At 46.8% G+C, this 18,702-nt stretch carries 19 protein-coding genes; 9 read left to right on the top strand and 10 right to left on the bottom strand.

Annotated features, from left to right (window positions below; translation table 11 throughout):
* Positions 1 to 128: 128 nt before the first annotated feature.
* From AC4PME_RS16250 to AC4PME_RS16215, 8 genes are all read right to left on the bottom strand, one after another.
* Positions 129 to 944 carry a hypothetical protein gene (locus tag AC4PME_RS16250; protein ID WP_491046771.1) on the bottom strand — a complete coding sequence of 272 codons (816 nt, stop codon included), beginning with the start codon at positions 942 to 944 and terminating at the stop codon, positions 129 to 131.
* 113 nt (positions 945 to 1,057) lie between these two features.
* A complete protein-coding gene (locus AC4PME_RS16245; protein WP_303573145.1) occupies positions 1,058 to 1,597 on the bottom strand; it encodes an acyloxyacyl hydrolase in 540 nt (179 codons plus the stop codon).
* Between the two features lie 178 nt (positions 1,598 to 1,775).
* Positions 1,776 to 4,850, bottom strand: coding sequence for an error-prone DNA polymerase (locus AC4PME_RS16240; protein WP_491046772.1), 3,075 nt, complete (start codon positions 4,848 to 4,850; stop codon positions 1,776 to 1,778).
* Entirely contained in the window at positions 4,851 to 6,251 is a 1,401-nt protein-coding gene (locus tag AC4PME_RS16235) for a Y-family DNA polymerase (protein WP_491046773.1), read from the bottom strand.
* Complete coding sequence (locus tag AC4PME_RS16230; protein WP_491046774.1) at positions 6,244 to 6,930, bottom strand: hypothetical protein; 687 nt, start codon at positions 6,928 to 6,930, stop codon at positions 6,244 to 6,246. Before AC4PME_RS16230 ends, AC4PME_RS16235 begins: the two co-directional genes overlap by 8 nt.
* Positions 6,931 to 7,031: 101 nt before the next feature.
* Positions 7,032 to 7,529 (bottom strand): hypothetical protein, encoded by a 498-nt coding sequence (locus AC4PME_RS16225; protein ID WP_349582261.1) that lies wholly within the window; start codon positions 7,527 to 7,529, stop codon positions 7,032 to 7,034.
* Between the two features lie 28 nt (positions 7,530 to 7,557).
* Positions 7,558 to 7,884 carry a DUF1820 family protein gene (locus tag AC4PME_RS16220; protein ID WP_303573149.1) on the bottom strand — a complete coding sequence of 109 codons (327 nt, stop codon included), beginning with the start codon at positions 7,882 to 7,884 and terminating at the stop codon, positions 7,558 to 7,560.
* A 52-nt stretch (positions 7,885 to 7,936) separates the two neighbouring features.
* The gene (locus AC4PME_RS16215; protein ID WP_119499457.1) at positions 7,937 to 8,506 is read right to left on the bottom strand and encodes a TetR/AcrR family transcriptional regulator; all 570 of its coding nucleotides are present in this window, start codon (positions 8,504 to 8,506) and stop codon (positions 7,937 to 7,939) included.
* Positions 8,507 to 8,640: 134 nt separating this feature from the next.
* Here AC4PME_RS16215 and AC4PME_RS16210 point away from each other — a divergent pair, with 134 nt between their 5' ends.
* Positions 8,641 to 10,281, top strand: a complete 1,641-nt coding sequence (locus AC4PME_RS16210) for a M28 family metallopeptidase (protein ID WP_491046775.1) — start codon at positions 8,641 to 8,643, stop codon at positions 10,279 to 10,281.
* 69 nt (positions 10,282 to 10,350) lie between these two features.
* Here the strand turns inward: AC4PME_RS16210 and slmA are convergent, their stop codons facing one another.
* The gene (slmA, locus tag AC4PME_RS16205) at positions 10,351 to 10,938 is read right to left on the bottom strand and encodes a nucleoid occlusion factor SlmA (protein ID WP_119499458.1); all 588 of its coding nucleotides are present in this window, start codon (positions 10,936 to 10,938) and stop codon (positions 10,351 to 10,353) included.
* A 106-nt stretch (positions 10,939 to 11,044) separates the two neighbouring features.
* On the bottom strand, positions 11,045 to 12,250 hold the full coding sequence (coaBC, locus tag AC4PME_RS16200) for a bifunctional phosphopantothenoylcysteine decarboxylase/phosphopantothenate--cysteine ligase CoaBC (protein ID WP_491046776.1): 1,206 nt from the start codon (positions 12,248 to 12,250) through the stop codon (positions 11,045 to 11,047).
* Between the two features lie 143 nt (positions 12,251 to 12,393).
* Here coaBC and radC point away from each other — a divergent pair, with 143 nt between their 5' ends.
* From radC to AC4PME_RS16160, 8 genes are all read left to right on the top strand, one after another.
* Complete coding sequence (gene radC / locus AC4PME_RS16195) at positions 12,394 to 13,071, top strand: RadC family protein (protein ID WP_491046777.1); 678 nt, start codon at positions 12,394 to 12,396, stop codon at positions 13,069 to 13,071.
* 169 nt (positions 13,072 to 13,240) lie between these two features.
* On the top strand, positions 13,241 to 13,597 hold the full coding sequence (locus tag AC4PME_RS16190) for a hypothetical protein (protein ID WP_491046778.1): 357 nt from the start codon (positions 13,241 to 13,243) through the stop codon (positions 13,595 to 13,597).
* Between the two features lie 104 nt (positions 13,598 to 13,701).
* Positions 13,702 to 14,385, top strand: a complete 684-nt coding sequence (locus tag AC4PME_RS16185) for a YjbF family lipoprotein (RefSeq protein ID WP_491046779.1) — start codon at positions 13,702 to 13,704, stop codon at positions 14,383 to 14,385.
* On the top strand, positions 14,382 to 15,113 hold the full coding sequence (locus AC4PME_RS16180; protein WP_491046780.1) for a capsule biosynthesis GfcC family protein: 732 nt from the start codon (positions 14,382 to 14,384) through the stop codon (positions 15,111 to 15,113). The genes AC4PME_RS16185 and AC4PME_RS16180 overlap by 4 nt, the downstream gene beginning before the upstream one ends.
* 65 nt (positions 15,114 to 15,178) lie before the next feature.
* Positions 15,179 to 17,212, top strand: coding sequence for a YjbH domain-containing protein (locus AC4PME_RS16175; protein ID WP_491046782.1), 2,034 nt, complete (start codon positions 15,179 to 15,181; stop codon positions 17,210 to 17,212).
* A gap of 300 nt (positions 17,213 to 17,512) precedes the next feature.
* Positions 17,513 to 17,749: a 50S ribosomal protein L28 gene (rpmB, locus tag AC4PME_RS16170; RefSeq protein WP_491046781.1), complete on the top strand. Its 237-nt coding sequence runs from the start codon at positions 17,513 to 17,515 to the stop codon at positions 17,747 to 17,749.
* 11 nt (positions 17,750 to 17,760) lie between these two features.
* Positions 17,761 to 17,916 carry a 50S ribosomal protein L33 gene (gene rpmG, locus AC4PME_RS16165; protein ID WP_012516577.1) on the top strand — a complete coding sequence of 52 codons (156 nt, stop codon included), beginning with the start codon at positions 17,761 to 17,763 and terminating at the stop codon, positions 17,914 to 17,916.
* Between the two features lie 316 nt (positions 17,917 to 18,232).
* Positions 18,233 to 18,691, top strand: a complete 459-nt coding sequence (locus AC4PME_RS16160) for a hypothetical protein (protein WP_491046632.1) — start codon at positions 18,233 to 18,235, stop codon at positions 18,689 to 18,691.
* Positions 18,692 to 18,702: the final 11 nt, after the last annotated feature.

Genomic DNA, 18,702 nt, shown 5'->3' with positions numbered 1-18,702 from the left:
TCCCCATGTGAGAGTAGCACACCGTCAGGCTCCCAATTACGAAGAAGCCCGCTCAATCTGAGCGGGCTTTTTTCGTTTCTGAATCATGTATCTGCTTACGTCATACAAGACTCTTCAATTCTTAATGCTCACTCACTTCTGACATAAGCTGACTGGATATCCTTGATCAGGTTTTCAGGATCACGAATACCATACTTCAATTTCAATTCATCAATACGTGATTCGTTGCCGGTCAGAAAGTCATTAATCTGTTTGATAAGACCATGTTGCTTTATGCTCGCAAGCTTAAAACCAACGATATTGTGAGGCAGAACCGGTGATAACGTGAATTGGCCAATCGTGGGATTTGCTTCAGACAGATAGCTGGTAACGAAGTAATCGACTTCTGCCACATCGGTTTTACCCTGCTCAACCAATTGCAGCGCCGACAGGCTGTCCTCAGTCTCTACAAAATCAATGTCACCATTTTTCTCTTTACCCTTCCAGTCGAGAGGTGTAAAGCCAAATGGTAAACTCACTTTTGAAACTTCATTGATTTCCATGTTCACATTGGTGTGCTTAATAATTGCACCGCTTAAGGTTTTCACCACATCCACAGAGTAGTGTTTTTCAGTTGATTCAGTGATACCCGGATGAAAGATTGGGTTGTCCGGATATATTAAATCAACCGTGCCTTTAGCCAACTCTATCTGCAGGCGTGGAACAGGCATTGTCTGATAAATGAATGTATGACCGGACTCACTGGCATAAAGCTCGAGAACTGCCCAGATGAAGCCTCTGTCCTGATCTGAGGTGAAATTATAATGAGGGTAATAATCAAAGTTTTGCAGCCCTACAATGTAGGTTTCTGCTTTTGCCGGCTGGCTTGGGTTAATAAAGCATGACAAAAGCAAAGCAAGTGATGAGAGGCGCTTTAGCGGCTGTTTATTATTTTTAAATAACACTGTTCATGCCGGTGCTTACTCTGATTAAGAGAGCTTGAAAATTGACCATATTTTATGGAATCAATGCACAATTGCAAGTGCCGGTTTACAAACCGGCAACAAGATCTATTTAACTAAAAATGGTACGAATAAGACACGTTCAGGAAGTCCAGACCGGGATTATCACTGTTCAGGCCGCCATTAGAATAGTGCATGTACCTCAGAGCGAGTTGATTGACTTCTTGTTCATCTAAACTAAGGAGTAGTCCGAGACGATCTTCAAACTGATAATGTGAACCAATGTTCTTTCCGGCAAAATGACGGTCATTAACCAGACTTGCCCCGATACCGGCTTCAAGATACAGCGGATACTTGTCGTATACCGTTGAAATTTGTTTTACCAGAACCGGAGAAAGTGCCAGTGCGAGATTGGTGTCGTGATCATTATAACGGCCGTATTCCCAAACATTAAAGCTTGCCTCCCAATATAGTTTAATGTCTCCAAACCAGTCGGTATACAAAGAGGTGGTAACGGGACGATAAGCAACTCTGACACCTTTAATGTCATCAAAGCCATGAAGATAATCGATCGCTACAGACTGGCCTGCCATTGAAGAGAATGTGATGCCGGATAAAAACGCGGCAAATAAACTGTATCTGAAAAATGAAAACATGTGTTCCTCCTGAGTATTGCAACATGTTTGTGTAAACACGTTTGCAAAATGCTCACCAATAAAAAATGCGCTAATTTACAGGGAGATAAATGGAGATTTAAAAACAAACATTCAAGGATGTTTGTAAGTTGGTGTAAAGCTAAGTAAATCTTTCATAGTAGAAAACAGTATAAAAGGTTTAGTGGAAGTTCCTTGCTCCTGAATTCAATGTATCCAGCCAGCTACTTCTGTCAGTCAGCTTTCCTGCAATAATGTGAATAACCCCTTCGGGTGAACGTTCAAGAATGCCATCAACTTGCAGGATCTGTGATTTGAGATATGCCTGATGCTGATGTCTGGCGGTAGCTTGCCAGACAACCACATTCATATTACCGGTATGATCTTCAAGGGTAAAAAAAGTCGCACCGGATGCCGTGCCGGGGGCTTGTCTGCATGTAACGCAGCCGAGTACGTGTACAACAGATTTATTGGGTTTGTTTATTAGCTCCCGCGCCAGTGTCAGTTGTCTGACAGAATAGTCTCGCAGGATAAGATCAACCGGATGCTGCTTTAACGATAATGTTGTTGAGGCATAATCTTCCAGTAATGCATCTTTGTCATCAGGTGCAAAATTGAAGGGCAGTTGCTCATTCTGATCAGTGAATAAAGGTAGTGTGCTGTGCTTATCCATCATTTGCCATCTTGCACGGTAACGATTACCGGATATGCTGAAAAACGCATCCGCACTGGCCAGAGAAGACAAATCAGATTCTGTTAAACCGGACATCTTAAGTTCAGTTAAACTCCGGTAACCCTCTTCTGGTCTCTTTAATTCAAGCAGTACAGCGCCACTTTCTGATAATCCTTTCACCAGTCGCAGTCCAAGCCGGATTTGCTTAATCTCTCCCTTCAACTCTATCTTGTGATCAAAGTCCGACGCATTTACACAGACAGGTAACACAGTGATCTCATGATGTCTGGCATCCTGAACCAGTTGTGAAGCCGAATAAAAGCCCATAGGCAAACTGTTGAGCAGGGCAACATAAAACTCAGCCGGAAAATAGCATTTCAACCAGCAGGATACGTAGGCCAGTACAGCGAAAGAGGCTGAATGCGATTCGGGAAACCCGTAACCCCCGAAACCTTTTATTTGTTCAAAAAGCTGTTCCGCAAAAGCCGGTTCGTAGTTCCGTTCCGTCATGCCTTTAATCAGCCTGTCACGGAATTCGTAAATCCGGCCATCTTTTTTCCAGCTCGCCATAGCACGGCGAAGCTGATCGGCTTCCCCGCCCGAAAAGCCGGCAGCGACCATCGCCAGTTGAATAACCTGTTCCTGAAAAATAGGCACGCCCATGGTTCTGGATAGTACCTGTCTGACTTCCTCTGACGGATAAGATACGGCTTCTTTGCCATGACGACGCAGTAAGTAAGGATGCACCATATCTCCCTGTATCGGCCCCGGCCTGACAATAGCTATCTGCACCACTAAATCATAGTAACAACGTGGCCTGAGCCTAGGCAGCATGGTCATTTGCGCTCGGGATTCAATCTGGAATGTGCCCACTGTATCGGCTTTACAAATCATATCGTAGACTTGCTGATCATCGCCCAGCGCGGTGATAAACGGTATCGATACCGGCACCGGAAACTGACGGTTTAGCAGGGCGAAGGTTTTCCGGATGGCGGTTAACATGCCTAAAGCAAGAACATCGACTTTCAGTAATCCTAAGGTTTCTAAATCATCTTTGTCCCATTGAATAACAGTGCGGTCTGCCATCGCAGCATTTTCGACAGGTACCAGTTCATATAACGGACCAGCTGATATGACAAACCCTCCCACATGCTGAGACAAATGCCTCGGGAAACCCGTAATTTGTTCAGTTAAGCTGATTAACTGACTTACCTTAGGGTTTTGCGGATTTAAACCGCAGGATTCGATTTGAGTCTGCCAGGGCACGGCTCTGTCGCGCCGGTTTATATTTTTAATCACATAATCCAGTTGGGATTCGGGAAAACCCAGCGCCTTACCTGTTTCGCGAAATGCGCTTTTAAACCTGAAGCTGATTACTGTCGCTGCCAGGGCTGTGCGTTCACGGCCGTATTTGCTGTAAATATACTGAATGACTTCTTCCCGCCGGCTGTGCTCAAAATCCACATCAATATCCGGTGGTTCATTTCTTTCTTTAGAAATGAAGCGCTCAAATAGCACATTAATCTGTCTGGGATCGACAGCGGTGATTTCAAGGCAATAGCACACAACCGAGTTCGCAGCAGAGCCCCGACCCTGATATAAAATATCGTTAGCGGCGGCAAACTGAACAATGTCGTAAATGGTCAGAAAGAAATATTCGTATTGCTGTTCCTCAATCAGTGTCAGCTCTTTTTCTATGATGGCCCGCACAGCGTCAGATATCCCTTCCGGAAATCGCCTCGTAATGCCTTCTTCGACGCATTTCCTCAGCCAGCTTGTTGCGGTATAACCAGCCGGAACCAGTTCCGCAGGATATTGATATTTGAGTTCGTCCGGACTGAATACACATTGCGATGCAATTCTGGATGCGGTTGCAAGCCAGGCTGCCGGATACAGCTTTTGTAATTTACTTAGCGGACGGAGTGCTCTTTCTGCATTAGAGACAGCATTAAAGCCCAGTTTGTCTACCGTGGTATTTTCTTTCATAGCATGCATGACATGTTGTAATGCAAGCCGCTCGCTGTGATGAAAAAGGGCGTGGGTACACGCTGTTACCGGCAATGAAAAACTATCATGAAGTGCCTCATACTGAGCGAAACGAAGATGATCTCTGCCATCAAGGTGACGGACAGCGCCGATGTATGTTCTTTCAGGATGAAAGCGTTTGAACCATTCTCCCCAGCGGACATTTTCTTCATCACTATGGTGAGGAAGCCAGATGATAATACAGTGCCGGACAGATTTGATGTCCCACTCTGCCAGCGCATATTCTCCTTTGGGACTGCGTCGTCTGGCATTGGTGATGATACGGCACAGTTCGCTCCATGCTTTTTTATCCGGGCAGAGCAGTACAAATTGCAATGATTCGCCGAAATTAAACAGGCTTCCGCAGATCAGTTTTAGCGGTAAGTGATGGCGCGATATCTCGCTGTGCGCCCGCACAATACCAGCCACAGAACATTCATCAGTGATAGCAATAGCCTGATAGCTCAGAAACGCTGCTGTGGTTACCAGTTCTTCCGGTGAAGACGCACCGTAAAGAAAACTGAAGTTACTTTGAGTAACGAGTTCTGCATATTGCATTCAGGCATACCAGCCACTGATATACCATCCACCCTGTTCCCTGAATATCTGCATGCGCTGACCGTGTTGATTCAGCGCGATGAAGTAATCTCTTTGTTCCGGTGCATTGTCCCACCAACCGCTTTCTATTCTCACCGGGCCGAACTCAATTTTAGGCGTTTCTGTCAGGCGTTGTGGCTGAGATAAAATAAAGGCAGGAATATGTTGTGCAGCCTGTTCACTGCAAGCGTGAGAGCGGGAGGCTTTTGCCATCGTAAACCGGTGGTCCTCCGGCCAGCCGGCGTCGGAAACCGCCTGATTACCCAACCGGGCAGTAAGTTTACTCAGTAATTGCTGGCGGGCGAAGAAATGCTTCCTGGCATTAAAAAAGTCAGCTTCTTTACCGGCATATTCATTGATTTCACCGGCACATAACGTGAATTGAATAACCGGCTCTGCCAGTTCTGTCGTTTCCAGTTTGAGGGCGATCAGGTTCGCCCATTCATCAAAGCTGAAGCGAAGATCTGATTTCCTGATATCCAGCGTCACAGGGTCTGTTTCTCTGTAACAGAGGGTTAGGATAAGCCACTGCGTGCCGGCATTCCGGAGTCGCAGAAAAATACCTAAATCCTTCAAAATTTTACCGAGGTACGCATTCAGTTTGTCTGTGCCGGTTACTTCAAAAGGCAGAATAACCGTTTGTTCGAAGGTCGCGGGCGGATGATAAAACGGTCCGGCACGAAAACTGTCTCCTTTCAGTGAGAACAGGTATTTGAGTAAATCGCTGTTAAAGCGCTTACCAATTTCAGTGGCAGGTAATTCAAACAGGGCTCCCAGGTGTTTTATGCCCGCTCTGTATAACGCATGACTCTCTTTCTGACTGAGGAGTAATGAAGAAACGGGAAGTTCATTCAGGGCCCGGCGAATTGATGCATTCTCCAGCAGCAGAATATTTGTTTGTTGCCTTGCAAGTACGCGGGCCGCGTCCGGGCTCCATGCTGAAGCATAATGGCACCGTATGTTGCGTGAGAGGATCACTGCTTTTACGGCCTCCCATATTTGTTCGTAGCTGCCGTAATAGCGCACCAGATTATCGATACGTATTGCCAGTCCATCCGGCGGGCTTACTGAGATCTCAGCGACACACTCATAAAGCTGAGAGGCCAGATTTTTCAGTAATGACAATTCCATGGATTCATCGTAATCGATGAGCTCCAGGTTTTCACATAAGGCCGCGGCCTGAGCCAGTCCCATTTCCTGCTCAATGCCTGCTGCACGGGCAACCCGGTTTAACTGAATAAGGGCATTGCGTTTCTGGTGGTAAACCGCAACAGGTAAATTGTTGTCAGTGGCTCCAGCATGCAGAGCGTTATCCAGCGTCAGCCGGTAACAGTATACATACAGCCAGCGCTGATCAGCCATGACGGGCACCATCCTGCTCCGGCAGACGGTTAAAACGGGACATTGCTGATGCAATAGCACTGTTATCCGGCGTGTATTTAAAGCGCTCTTTTACTCCCCGGACTGGCCAGCCTTTCAATTGCTTATTGATATTCACTTCAAAGCCTTCAGTTGCCGGCATAAAAAGTAAATCTAAGGCGATGGGAAGCGGGTGTTGTATATTCACAGGGTGCTCGAAAAGTACCACCATACATTCATGTTGAGCCGCCGCCACCTGAAGCCGCCGGGCCTGTCCGGGGAGGATAGATTTTGTCCAGCAGCAAACCAGTGAGCAGGCATCAGATTTGATGGCTTCTTCCGTTGCCCAGCCACTCAAATCATCCGGTGCGGTGACAAGTTTGCAGTCAGAAGGATTGAAGCCGGTCCGGTTCAGCCAGGGGGCGGTAAGCATACCGGGCGCATTAATAAACACCGCCAGCGTTTCAGCTTGTAAAGAATTGAATACAGATTTAAGAAATGACAATTCACCGCAACCCGGCAGACACACGATGCGGATTACCCCGGATGCAGGGAAGCCTCCAGACAATGCTGAATCAAAATGAGTGAATCCCGTCGGAAGCAGACGGCTTTGTTTCATCTGAGCCTGACTGCCACGCCAGACTCCGGGGTGCATTTCAACCAGAGAAAGCGAATTTGCCATAATAATTTACCTGTATATCTATACAGTATTATAGGCAGAAAAAAACAGTGATCAAGACACCTGTTTATCTTTCAACAGAGTGATTGTTTTCTAAAGAAATGTTATTCAGACGCGGAAGAAGAGGCGCGGGGAGCCAGTAACCCTGATGTCATAAGATCACAGGCTTTAATAAAGCCATCGGCGGTATTTTTAACCCAACTGATACGTACATCATTGGGTTGTTCCTGCATAAAGCTTTTGATGTCTTCCATAGAAAGTTCGGTATCACGCAAAGCGATATTAAGCCCTTCTTCAATTGAATGTCCCTTCTCACAATTATCAAAAATAATCTTTGCAGATGAGGACACAATCAAGATTAAAACATCATACTTTTTACCACTGATAAGGCCTTTGCTACTTGCGGATTCAACCCGTTCGATAAAGATTTGCTGCAGAGATTTGGCCGTAGTACTCAAAGTGACAAAAGCACTATTGGCTTTACTGGCATTTTGCTTTGCCAGATGCTTATTTGAATTGACTAATTTCTGTAAGCTTTGCACTTTAAGCACAAAAAATATCAGGATTAAAACTAATACTGCAATAATGCTAAAAGCCAGCAAAGCAACAACTCCGGTCAGTTAAGGAAATTCAGTCTTTCTTCGGCGTGTAAATCGGGCTTGGGAACGCGGTTACTTTTTCAGAAAGTTGCGTGATTTTTGCCGTGCCCTGTTTTTTTACTGCATCAATGCGTAACACATTGTGCATAGGTACATACGTCCTTTCGACATCTGAAAACTCTGTTTTCAGTTTCTCATGGCTGGGATCAACCACGAGACTGGTATGAGTATCCCAGACAAAATCACCAATTTCTACAAAGCCGAACATACTGTCCTGACTTAATTCCCTCACATATAACTCATAACGTTCGCCGTTACTGACAAACTGGATGCGGTACAAAGGGTCGTTACTACTCATGAAATTGAAAACCTAAGATGCACATTCGGGAGCATGATTTTACGGTTTTCTGTTAAACCTGCAACGGGGTTAGCAGAGCTTCTGTGGCAATGACCATCTCTTCACGGTTTTCAGCAAGGATGCCGTTTACGGCAAAACCCTGAACATAACTGGTAAGCTGCAGGGCTGCAGACTCAATATTGATGTCCGGTTTTATTTCCCCTGACAATTTGGCTTTCTCCAGACAACCGATAAAGTCGAGTTGCAGACGGTCCAGATAATGTCTTCCCATTTCTCTGATTGTGGGATCCTGCTTCCCCAGTTCGCAGACACAGTTAATCAGTAAACAGCCTCTGCCGTAGACCAGGGGGATATATCGCAAAAAGAAAGTATTGATGGCGGTGATGCCGTGGTGGTTTTCCAGTTCACTGACTACAGGCATCAGCTGAGTTTTTTGATAATGCTCTAAAACTTTGTACAGGAACTGTTGTTTAGAACCGAATTCCAGATAAAAACCGCGCCGGTTAAAGGAGGTGCGGGCGATAATTTCATCCATGATGGCGCCGTGGAAACTATATTCAAGGAATATGTCCACAGCCTGTCCGAGTATCTCGTCTATATCGTATTGTGCGCTTCTTGGCATAGCGGTCGCATTAGTGTGTACTTCTATTGAGCGTAGCGTAAACCATGGAAGTATCAAGGGATAGGGTTAATCGCCTTGCTTAAATCATCTTCCGGGTTAACATGCCCGTGGTTTATGCAATTTTGAAGATGATTATGATAAGAAAATTAATCCTGAGCGGGCTGTTTGCTGCGTCTGCTGTTACGGGTGTTGCGGCGCAGGATGATGCCGTCAGCAGCCATTTCAATCCTGACACGAACAGAATCAAATCTCACCTGTTCTTCCTTGCTGATGATTTGCTGGAAGGCCGTGATACCGGTTCCCGCGGTCACGATATTGCTGCGTTATATATTGCCACCGAATTTGCCAAATATGGTCTCAAACCAGCTGGTACGGATGGTTTTATGCAACCAGTCCCTTTCCGCAAGGCGAGTCTGGTGCAGGAATCTCCCGAATTTACTTATCAGACGGAAGGCGGGACATTGTCTTTTGCTTACCCTAAAGATTATTTGACCGGTCCTGATTTAATGGCCACCGACTCTGCTCTGAGCGGTGAGATGGTCTTCGCCGGTTATGGCATCATTGCTGATGAACTGAATCACGATGACTACGCCGGTCTGGATGTGGAAGGCAAAATTGTAGTGGTACTCTCCGGTAAGCCGGCTTCTTTCCCCAGTGAAGAAGGGGCGCACTTCGCGTCGGGTTATCAGAAACAGTCTTATGCTGCACAGCATGGTGCCATTGGTATGATCACGGTTTCTACGCCAGTGGCTGAAAAAGTACGCCCGTATCAGAATATGCTCAGCTACATTCATACTCCCCGTATGGCATGGCTGGATGAAAACGGCGTACCGGCGAACACGTTCGCACAGTTGAAAGGCAGTGCTTATCTTAGCGAACCGGCCGCACAGCAATTATTTGCCAATGCTCCTGTTTCTTTAAATGATATTTATGCGGAACTGGAAGAAGACAAATCGCCGGCAGGTTTTGTGATTCCGGGAACGATTTCTCTGAGTAAAAAGAGTCTGCATTCTCAAATTTCCAGCCCGAATGTGGTGGGTATGATTGAAGGCAGCGATCCAACCCTTAAAAATGAGTATGTGGTTTTTTCTGCCCACTCCGATCATATCGGCTTTGCGAAAACCGTTAAGAAAGACAACATCAATAACGGTGCCATGGACAATGCCTCAGGTACTGCCGTGATGCTCGAAACCGCAAGGCTGTTCAGTGAATTACCTGAAAAACCAGCACGTTCTATTTTGTTTGTTTCCGTAACCGGCGAAGAAAAAGGGCTGCTGGGCGCTGATTATTTCGCGCGTAATCCAACTGTACCGGTAACATCCATTGTGGCTGACGTGAATCTGGATATGCCAATCCTGACCTATCCCTTTGCTGATGTCATTGCATTTGGTGCCAGTCACAGCGACATGAAAGCGTCAGTAGAAGAGGCGGCAGGCAATGCCGGCATTACTCTGAGCCCGGACCCCTGGCCAGAGCAGGCATTGTTTACCCGCTCTGATCACTATGCTTTTGTAAAGCAGGGTGTGCCTTCGGTGTTTATGGTACCCGGCCTGACATCGAAAGATCCCGATATAGATGGCAGTAAAAAATTCGGTGAGTTTCTGGCAACCCATTATCACAAGCCCAGTGACGATATTAACCAGCCATTTAACTGGGAAGCTGCAAAAACTTTCACCCGTGTGAACGCTGAAATCGGACTGACACTGGCTACTCAGGCTAACCGTCCTGAGTGGAATGACGGAGACTTCTTCGGCAATACATTCAGTAAGCAGTAGTTTCAGTGTTTGTAAGCTTAACGAAAAAGAGCGCGGTATCGCGCTCTTTGTATTTCCGGTGCAGAGAAATCAGATAAAGACCTGTCTGAACATCTGCCATTGTTCGTTGAACTGTTCAGTAGGCTTGCGGGTAAAGCCACTGCGGATGAACTGGTTTATCCGGCCGTCGACATAACAAATCATCATATTGGCTACTACACCTTCGTCTGCAGCCAGCGTTTTACCTTCCCGTAACTTGCGTTCACGCAAAATTTGCTTCAGTTGGGTTTCCAGCCTTTCGAATAACTTGGCAATCCGTGCACGCAACCGGTCCTGTTCACCCATCAGGGCATCGCCGTTTAAGATGCGGGTTATACCCGGATTCTTCTCTGCAAAGCCCAGTAACAAGTGCAAAATGAGCTGGCACCGTGCCGCTGAATCCTTTTCCTCGTTCAGAATTTTATTGATCCGGGAGAATAACGTTTCTTCAATAAATTCGATGAGCCCTTCGAACATCCGGGCTTTGCTCGGGAAGTGACGATAAAGTGCCGCTTCTGACACACCCACCTTTTCAGCGAGTTTTGCGGTTGTGATGCGCTGGCCCTGGTGCGTTTCCAGCATGCCGGCCAGTGCTTGAAGTATCTGGGCCCGGCGGTTTGTTTTCTTTACAGCAGGCATAAGGCGAGTGTTTCCTCTGCTTCAGGATCAGTTCTCAATCCCGGTTCCATTTTAAAGTGGTCTGTGTTTTTGATTATCTTATGTCGGTTTATCGACCGGCAGACCATTAATTTGATTGTTTATTATTATATTGTTTTGCAACCAGCGCGATTAGCGATTTGGCTAACTCTGTTTTATTCGCCGGAGGCAACTGTACGTCATCCTCTTTCCAGATGACATGCAGCGCATTTTCGTCACTATTAAAGCCAAGCCCTTCCAGGGTGATGTCATTCGCAGCAATCATGTCGAGGTTTTTATTTTCTAATTTGCCCCGTGCATAAGCTTCCACATTCTGGCTTTCAGCAGCAAACCCTACCGTAAACGGTGGAGAGGGTAATGCGGCTACAGTCTTAAGAATATCAGGGTTTTTAACAAAAGTAAGTGTTAACTCATCATCAGATTTTTTAATCTTATTTTCTGCCTGATGGTTGATACGATAATCGGCAACGGCTGCCGCTGCAATGAAGATTTGCGCTGAGTTGATCTCACTCATAACTGCTTCGAGCATGTCATCAGCAGTTTGCACACTGATGCGTTTAACCCCGGGGGGTACTGTCAGGGAAACCGGGCCGGACACCAGCACAACCTCTGCGCCCTGCTCAGCCGCAGCCTGTGCTACGGCGTATCCCATTTTGCCACTGCTGTGATTTGATAAGTATCTGACCGGGTCAATGGGCTCTCTGGTTGGTCCCGCTGTAATGACAATTTTTTTACCTTCCAGCTTATTACCGGTCAGGGCGCTGGCTAATGCAGATACGATAAGTTCCGGTTCTTCCATTCTGCCCGGTCCCACATCGCCACATGCCTGTTCGCCTGCTGCCGGCCCGATGAAACGGATGGCACGAATTTGCAATTTTTGCAGGTTATCCTGCGTTGCCCGTGCCTGCCACATTTGCTGATTCATGGCAGGAGCAATGAAAACCTGAGCAGTGGTTGCAAGGTACAATGTTGAAAGCAGGTCATCTGCCAGGCCATGCGCCAGTTTAGCCATGCAGTGCGCCGTGGCCGGTGCAATCAATAAAACATCGGCCCATTTCGCCAGTTCGATATGACCCATTCCGGCTTCAGCCTGCTCGTCCAGCAACTCGCTGTGAACCTGATGACCGGAAACTGCCTGTAAAGATAATGAACTGACAAATTCTGTTGCGCCACGTGTCAGTACCACTCTCACGTCAGCGCCCTGCGCTTTCAGTTTTCTTACCAGATCCGGTGTTTTATAGGCAGCAATACCGCCGGTAACACCCAGAAGAATTTTTTTATTGAATAAGTGCATAGTGCATTTTTCAGACAATAAGATTGCGGTAAGCCTACCAGATGTTTTCTGTTACCGGTAGACAGACCGATCTGGCATTGCAGCCAGTAGTGAGCTTGTTTGATAAAGCGTAGGCTGTTGTTCCGTATGATAAAGGAACAGATATGACCGGGTTAAAAACATGGCCGCTGGCTGAAAGGCCAAGGGAAAAGTTGTTTGAAAAAGGCGTGGCAGCCCTTTCTGATGCAGAAGTGCTGGCAGTGTTATTTGGCTGCGGTATGGGTGGTGCAGGGGCGTTGTGTATCGCGCGGAATCTACTGGACGAGTTCGGTTCTCTGCGGGAAGTAGTGTGTGCAAAAAAAGCCCGTTTATGTGATATCAAAGGAGTAGGCGATATGCGTTATGCACAAATTGCCGCAGTATCGGAAATATCCCGCAGAGTGCTGGAAACTCCGTTGAAATCGAGATCGGTATTTAATCATGTCAGTGATGTAGAAGCCTTCCTGCTGGCATCTCTGCGTCATGAGTATAAAGAGCATTTTGCCATTATGTGCCTAAACAGCCAGCACCATCTTATTGCCTTCAGAACACTTTTCACCGGCACATTGAATGCAGCAGCCGTTTATCCCCGTGAGATTGTAAAGCAGGTCATTGATGACAACGCCGCTGCGGTCATTCTGGTCCATAACCATCCTTCTGGCGTATCAGATCCCAGCGATGCCGATATTCGTCTTACCAAGGATGTAAAACATGCGCTCAATCTTATTGATGTCAGTGTGTTAGATCATTTTATCGTGGGAGATAATTCTGTGTTTTCTTTAGCACAGAAAGGATTGATGTAATTTTGAACCTTGCTATACTGAAGTCTACGATCCTGACAGATCGTCGGCGATCCATGCGACGAGCATGTGAAACGTATATTTTTTACGACCAAATTATGCCTGGAGAGTAGTCACTTCGTGACAAATGCTTTAGGATAGTGCGTCGGTGGATTTTTAATAAAGGACAATTATGAAACAGTCATTAATTTCATTGGTCATCGGTGCAACCATGGCTTTTGGTGCTGTTGCACAAGACAATTCTGGGGAAGGTTCCACTGGAGCTGCTGGTAGCATGACTGCCGGTTCTATCGCTACTGGTGTTATCGGCTTGGGCGTATTAGGCGCAATCGTGAGCAATAACCGTGGCTCAGCTGACCTGGACGATGTTGTAGATCCAGATCCAACTTGTAACGATGGTGACGAGTTGGTAGGAACTGAATGTGTTGGTACAACTACTACAGTTACAGATACTGTCACTGTTTCTGGTACGCAAACTATTACAGTTACTACTCCTATCACAGTAACCTATACTTACGCACCTCAGTAAGTGCTGAATGTATTTTGAAAGCCGCCCCTTAACCGGAGCGGCTTTTTTATTTCTGGTGTACCCCGCCGTTTTTTCATCGCTTTACTAATAAGATGTTTAGGAATATGTTCCGCAGGATTCTTTCTTCTCTGTTCGCCCTGGTACTGGTCAGCGGTTGTTCCAGCACGAATAAAGCTTATTACGACACGCTCAAACTGGCCTTCACGCAATCTGACAATACCGTTTCCTCTGAAACTCTGAGACAAAGCAAAGCGGATTTAATGGCCGTTAAACATGGTGATCGTGTGCAGATCATCATGGCGCTGGCCTATATCGAAGGTGAAACACAAACCTGGGTATCCGCTGATCATGCCTTACTTTCCATGCAAAAGGGCGTGATTACCGAAACCCACGGGCTCGCAAACGATTTAATTTATCACTCAGATCTTTTGGCTAATCCACTGTTTGATCCAACCGGCGCAGCGTTGTCATGGCATTATCTGGTGGACATTGAAAATTATGGCTACGGACTGGATGTGCAAACTGTCTGGCAGCGCGGTGAGGCTAGCCAGTTAACGGTTATGGAACATGAATTTTCCGTATATCTGATTGAACAAACTGTTAATTTTAACGGCGCCAGTCCTTTTTACGAAACGGGGACACAGTGGGTAAACCGTTACTGGTTTGATGATAAAAGTGGTGAAATGCTGAAATCTGAACAACTGTTATCGCCGGCCGGAGAGTTAATTTCCATGACGTATCTTAGCCGTGCCCAGCGTCTGATTGATGGTCAGGAGGTGAAGCCATGAAAGGATTGTTGGCACTAATCATTATCTCATTATTCAGTGTATCCACGCAGGCATTGGTAAACGTAAAAATAAACGGTCAGCAGTACCGTTATCTTAACCCGGTCAGGCTGTCTCTTATTTTGCAGACCACGGCAAAAAATGGCGACTGGTACTGGCCCGCCTGTGCTATTTACAGCGAAGACACTGCAGACGTTGAAGCCATGCGCAAAGACGTGTTGCAGTCCATTGATGCGGTAGCTGTAGATTTAAGTGTGAACGACGATAAAGCGATTGCACTGAACGCGCTTAAAAGACAGGTAGAAAACTGGACGCTGGCAAAACGCCTGCCTGTAAAGTTGAACCGGAACGCGGCCCGGCTTGACGTGAAGCAAAATCCTATGCTGCAGGAAGGAAATTACGCCATTTACCTTACCGGCAGACCGGATACCGTGTGGCTCAGTGGCATGGTGAAAACGCCGGGGTCATATGAATACCGTAATCAAAGTACGCCGGCAGATTACGCTGAAGGGGTGAATCTGAGAGGCTATGCCGACCCTGATTATGTGTACGTCATTTCCCCCCGTGGAGAAATCACTAAACAGAATATAGCATACTGGGGGAAATCTTATTCTCAAGTCATGCCCGGCAGTCAAATTTATGTGCCGTTGTTTACCTGGTTGTTATCGCCTGACGTTGATGATTTAAATGAAAAAGTGGCCAGTCTTGCTGTTCACAGGGTGCTGCCATGATGAAATTTAAAGGAACGCACACACGGTGTGCGATAGCTGTTGCTGCCTGTTTTAGTAGTGCTGCGATGAGTAACGACAGCGTAACGCTACAGGTTCAGCCTTCACAGATGGTGCAGGGCGGAACCGGACTGATTCAGACACCGACTTCGCGGATGGGAGAAGAAGGTGACTTATTTATTAATTACACCGACAATCAGGAATACCGGTTCTGGTCGGTGAATTTACAGTTGTACGACTGGATGCAGGCCACTGCCCGTTATACCGACGTACGTACCCGGCTTTACAGCGATGTACCAAGTTTCAGTGGCGATCAAACGCTGAAAGACAAGGGTCTGGATGTAAAATTCAGATTATTGAAAGAAGGGTTTTATTTCCCTGAAGTGTCGCTTGGTTTCCGTGACTTTGGTGGCACCGGATTTTTTGAAAGCGAATATATTACAGCATCAAAAGCATGGGGGCCGTTCGACTTTCACCTTGGCCTTGGCTGGGGTTATATGGGCACTGCCGACGATATTACTAGTCCTTTCTGTAAGCTGAAAGACAGTTACTGCGACAGACCAACCGGATTCTCAGGCCGGGGCGGTAAAGTTGACTATCAGCAATTCTTCAAAGGCCCTATGGCTGTATTTGGTGGTATTGAGTATCAGACTCCCTGGGAGCCTCTGCGCCTTAAGCTGGAATACGAAGGAAACAATTATACCAATGACCGGGCGGGTGCACTGGAGCAGGATACCCGCTTTAACATCGGTGCCGTGTACCGTTGGAAAGAGTTCGACTTCTCTGCAAACTATCAGCGCGGGAATACATTCGGATTTGGTGTGACTTATCACTTCAATATGAATACCGCTAAACAGGTGAAAATAGATAAGCCGCCCAGAGATATTGTGCAGTCAAAACCTGCTGCAGATGTGGATTCCGTTAATAAGCGCCGCTTATACCGTGACCTGGCATTTGATGGCGGCTTTATTCTTTCTGATGCCTCTATTGAAGAAGACAAAGCCATTTTCTACGGTAATCAGATTGCGTACCGTGACAAAAATGAGGCGGCTGAGCGTATTGGGCGTATTGCTGCGTCTGAGTTGCCTGAGTCGGTGAAGTCTTATCATATCGTCGAAAATGCAGGTCGTCTGCCGCTGGTGGATACTGTCATTGATGCGGATGCATTCAAAGTGGCTGCTAAATACGAAGATATCGAAGCAGATATTAAGCAGACATACACACGACAGGCGCCGGAAGACAATGTACTCGATAAGTACGACCCGGAAAAAACCAGCGGATTGTTCCATTCTGTCGACTTCTTCTATACGCAGACATTCGGTAACCCGGAAGATTTTTATCTTTATCAGGGCGGCCTGATCCTGAGTGGCGGCTATGCGATAAACCAGAACTGGACCGCAATTTCCAGTATCCGCGCCACACTCTTCGACAATTTCGACAAGTTCAGCTTTACTGTTGACCAGGATACCTCAACCCTTCCCCGTGTACGAACCTACGTGCGTGAATATGTGGAAAATGACTTGTGGGTTGATACCGCCTTCATGCAGTGGAATGACAGTCTTGGCAATGATTTCTTCGCGCAGGCATACGGTGGTTACCTGGAAACCATGTACGGCGGTGCTGGTGGTGAAGTACTCTGGCGTCCTGTAGACAGTTCTCTGGCGTTTGGTGTGGACGTAAATTACGTTAAGCAGCGTGATTATGATGATCAGTTCAGTTTCCTGGACTATACAGCCTTCACCGGCCACATCAGTGCTTACTGGGAACCTGAGTTTCTGGATGACACCATGCTGACGGTGAGCGCCGGACAGTTCCTTGCTAAGGACAAAGGGGTGAATATTGATTTCGCCAAGCGCTTCGACAGCGGTATTGTGGTGGGAGCGTATGCAGCATTTACCGATGTATCGTCAGAAGAGTACGGAGAAGGAAGCTTTACCAAAGGTTTCTATATTTCCGTGCCGCTGGATTTATTTACGCTGAAACCGGCGAAAGGGCGTGGTACGTTCCCCTGGATCCCGATTTCACGTGATGGCGGACAAATGTTAAGACGGCCGGCGAGATTGATTGATTTCACGAATGCGCGATCGTCATTCCTGGATTGATCTGATCATTGAGTAAAAGATCTGCGATCAGATCGTTACAGGATCGATTTTAGGTGGTATTATGCGCCCCCGATTGTGCGTGACGGATGAATTTTCATGGTCTGCGCGCGGCTAAAAAATGAGTTAGCGTAAAAAATGTCGCGATGAAAAGAAGGTTTTTAGCCTTTTTTATTGAAATCTGCGTCTGTTTGCTGTATAAAATGCGCCCTCTAATTTATCGTAATATCGTCAACTGACCCGGAATACTTATTAGGTGGGATCGATTGGCGCGACAGTTTTGTAGTTCTGGAGACAAATACAATGTCAAGAGTATGCCAAGTTACTGGTAAGCGTCCAGCGGTTGGTAATAACCGTTCGCACGCGCGCAATGCGACTCGTCGTCGCTTTTTGCCAAATCTTCAAACTCACCGTTTTTGGGTTGAGAGCGAAAACCGTTTTGTTAAACTGCGTCTGTCTGCTAAAGGCATGCGTATCATCGATAAAAAGGGTATCGATTCAGTTCTGACTGATCTTCGTACCCGTGGTGAGAAAATCTAAGGAAGCCGACAATGCGTGATAAAATTAAATTAGTTTCTTCAGCAGGTACAGGTTTCTTCTACACCACTGACAAAAACAAGCGTAACATGCCTGGCAAAATGGAGATCAAAAAATACGATCCCGTTGTGCGTAAGCACGTTATGTTCAAAGAGGCAAAAATCAAGTAATAAAACTTGCTTTTGTCTCCACGAAAACCCGGCTTTTGCCGGGTTTTTTGCGTTTAGCCTCCAGTGCGTTAATCTTAGCGGAAAGAGCAATACACCGGACTTGGCGGGCTTCAGAAACGAAAATAGCGTAAAACCGGAGTCACTGGGCGTTCAGAAACCGTCTGCCGCAGGGATGCGGCAGCCGGGGCCCCATGGATGGGTTTACGCCGTGTTTCTGAACGCCCAGTGACACAGGTAGCTATTTTCGTTTCTGAATTTGCGTAGACTCCGGTATTGACCATTATCCTAATAAAAGTAACTTCAAAACTGAGAAAATATGGCTTTTCTTTCACAGCGCGGTATGAATAACGTAGTGATATTTTCTATGTTGCTTATGATTGCCTTGTTCAATCTGGATACATTTCTGCCATCGGCAAAAGCGCCCGCCGTGGTGCCGTTGATCCCGCAAGACGCTTATGTGTTAAAAATAGAGCAGGGGCAGAGCCAGCTGGTCAGAAACGGACAGGGGTGGCGGCAGGTGTCTCCGGACCCGGATATTGTCACTACTCCCGCGCAGCAAATCAGCGCCTGGCGCTCAGCAACGTTGCAGCCTGAAGAAATGTCGGCGGAGCCGCAAACTGAGCCTCTGGTAGCAGTGGTGTGGCTGGCCGGCCAGTCTGACGGCCTGGTGTTTGCCTTTTATCCCCAACAAGATAAAACGCTGGTGAAAACAGAGAATGCCTGGTACCGCCTGAGTGATGCTACACTCACCGGTTTACTGCCCTGGGATCAATAGGAAGTAATGTT

Source organism: Alteromonas sp. (assembly GCF_984505615.1).
The sequence above is the reverse complement of the archived record's forward strand: the minus strand, read 5'-3'. Positions and strand labels throughout refer to the sequence as shown.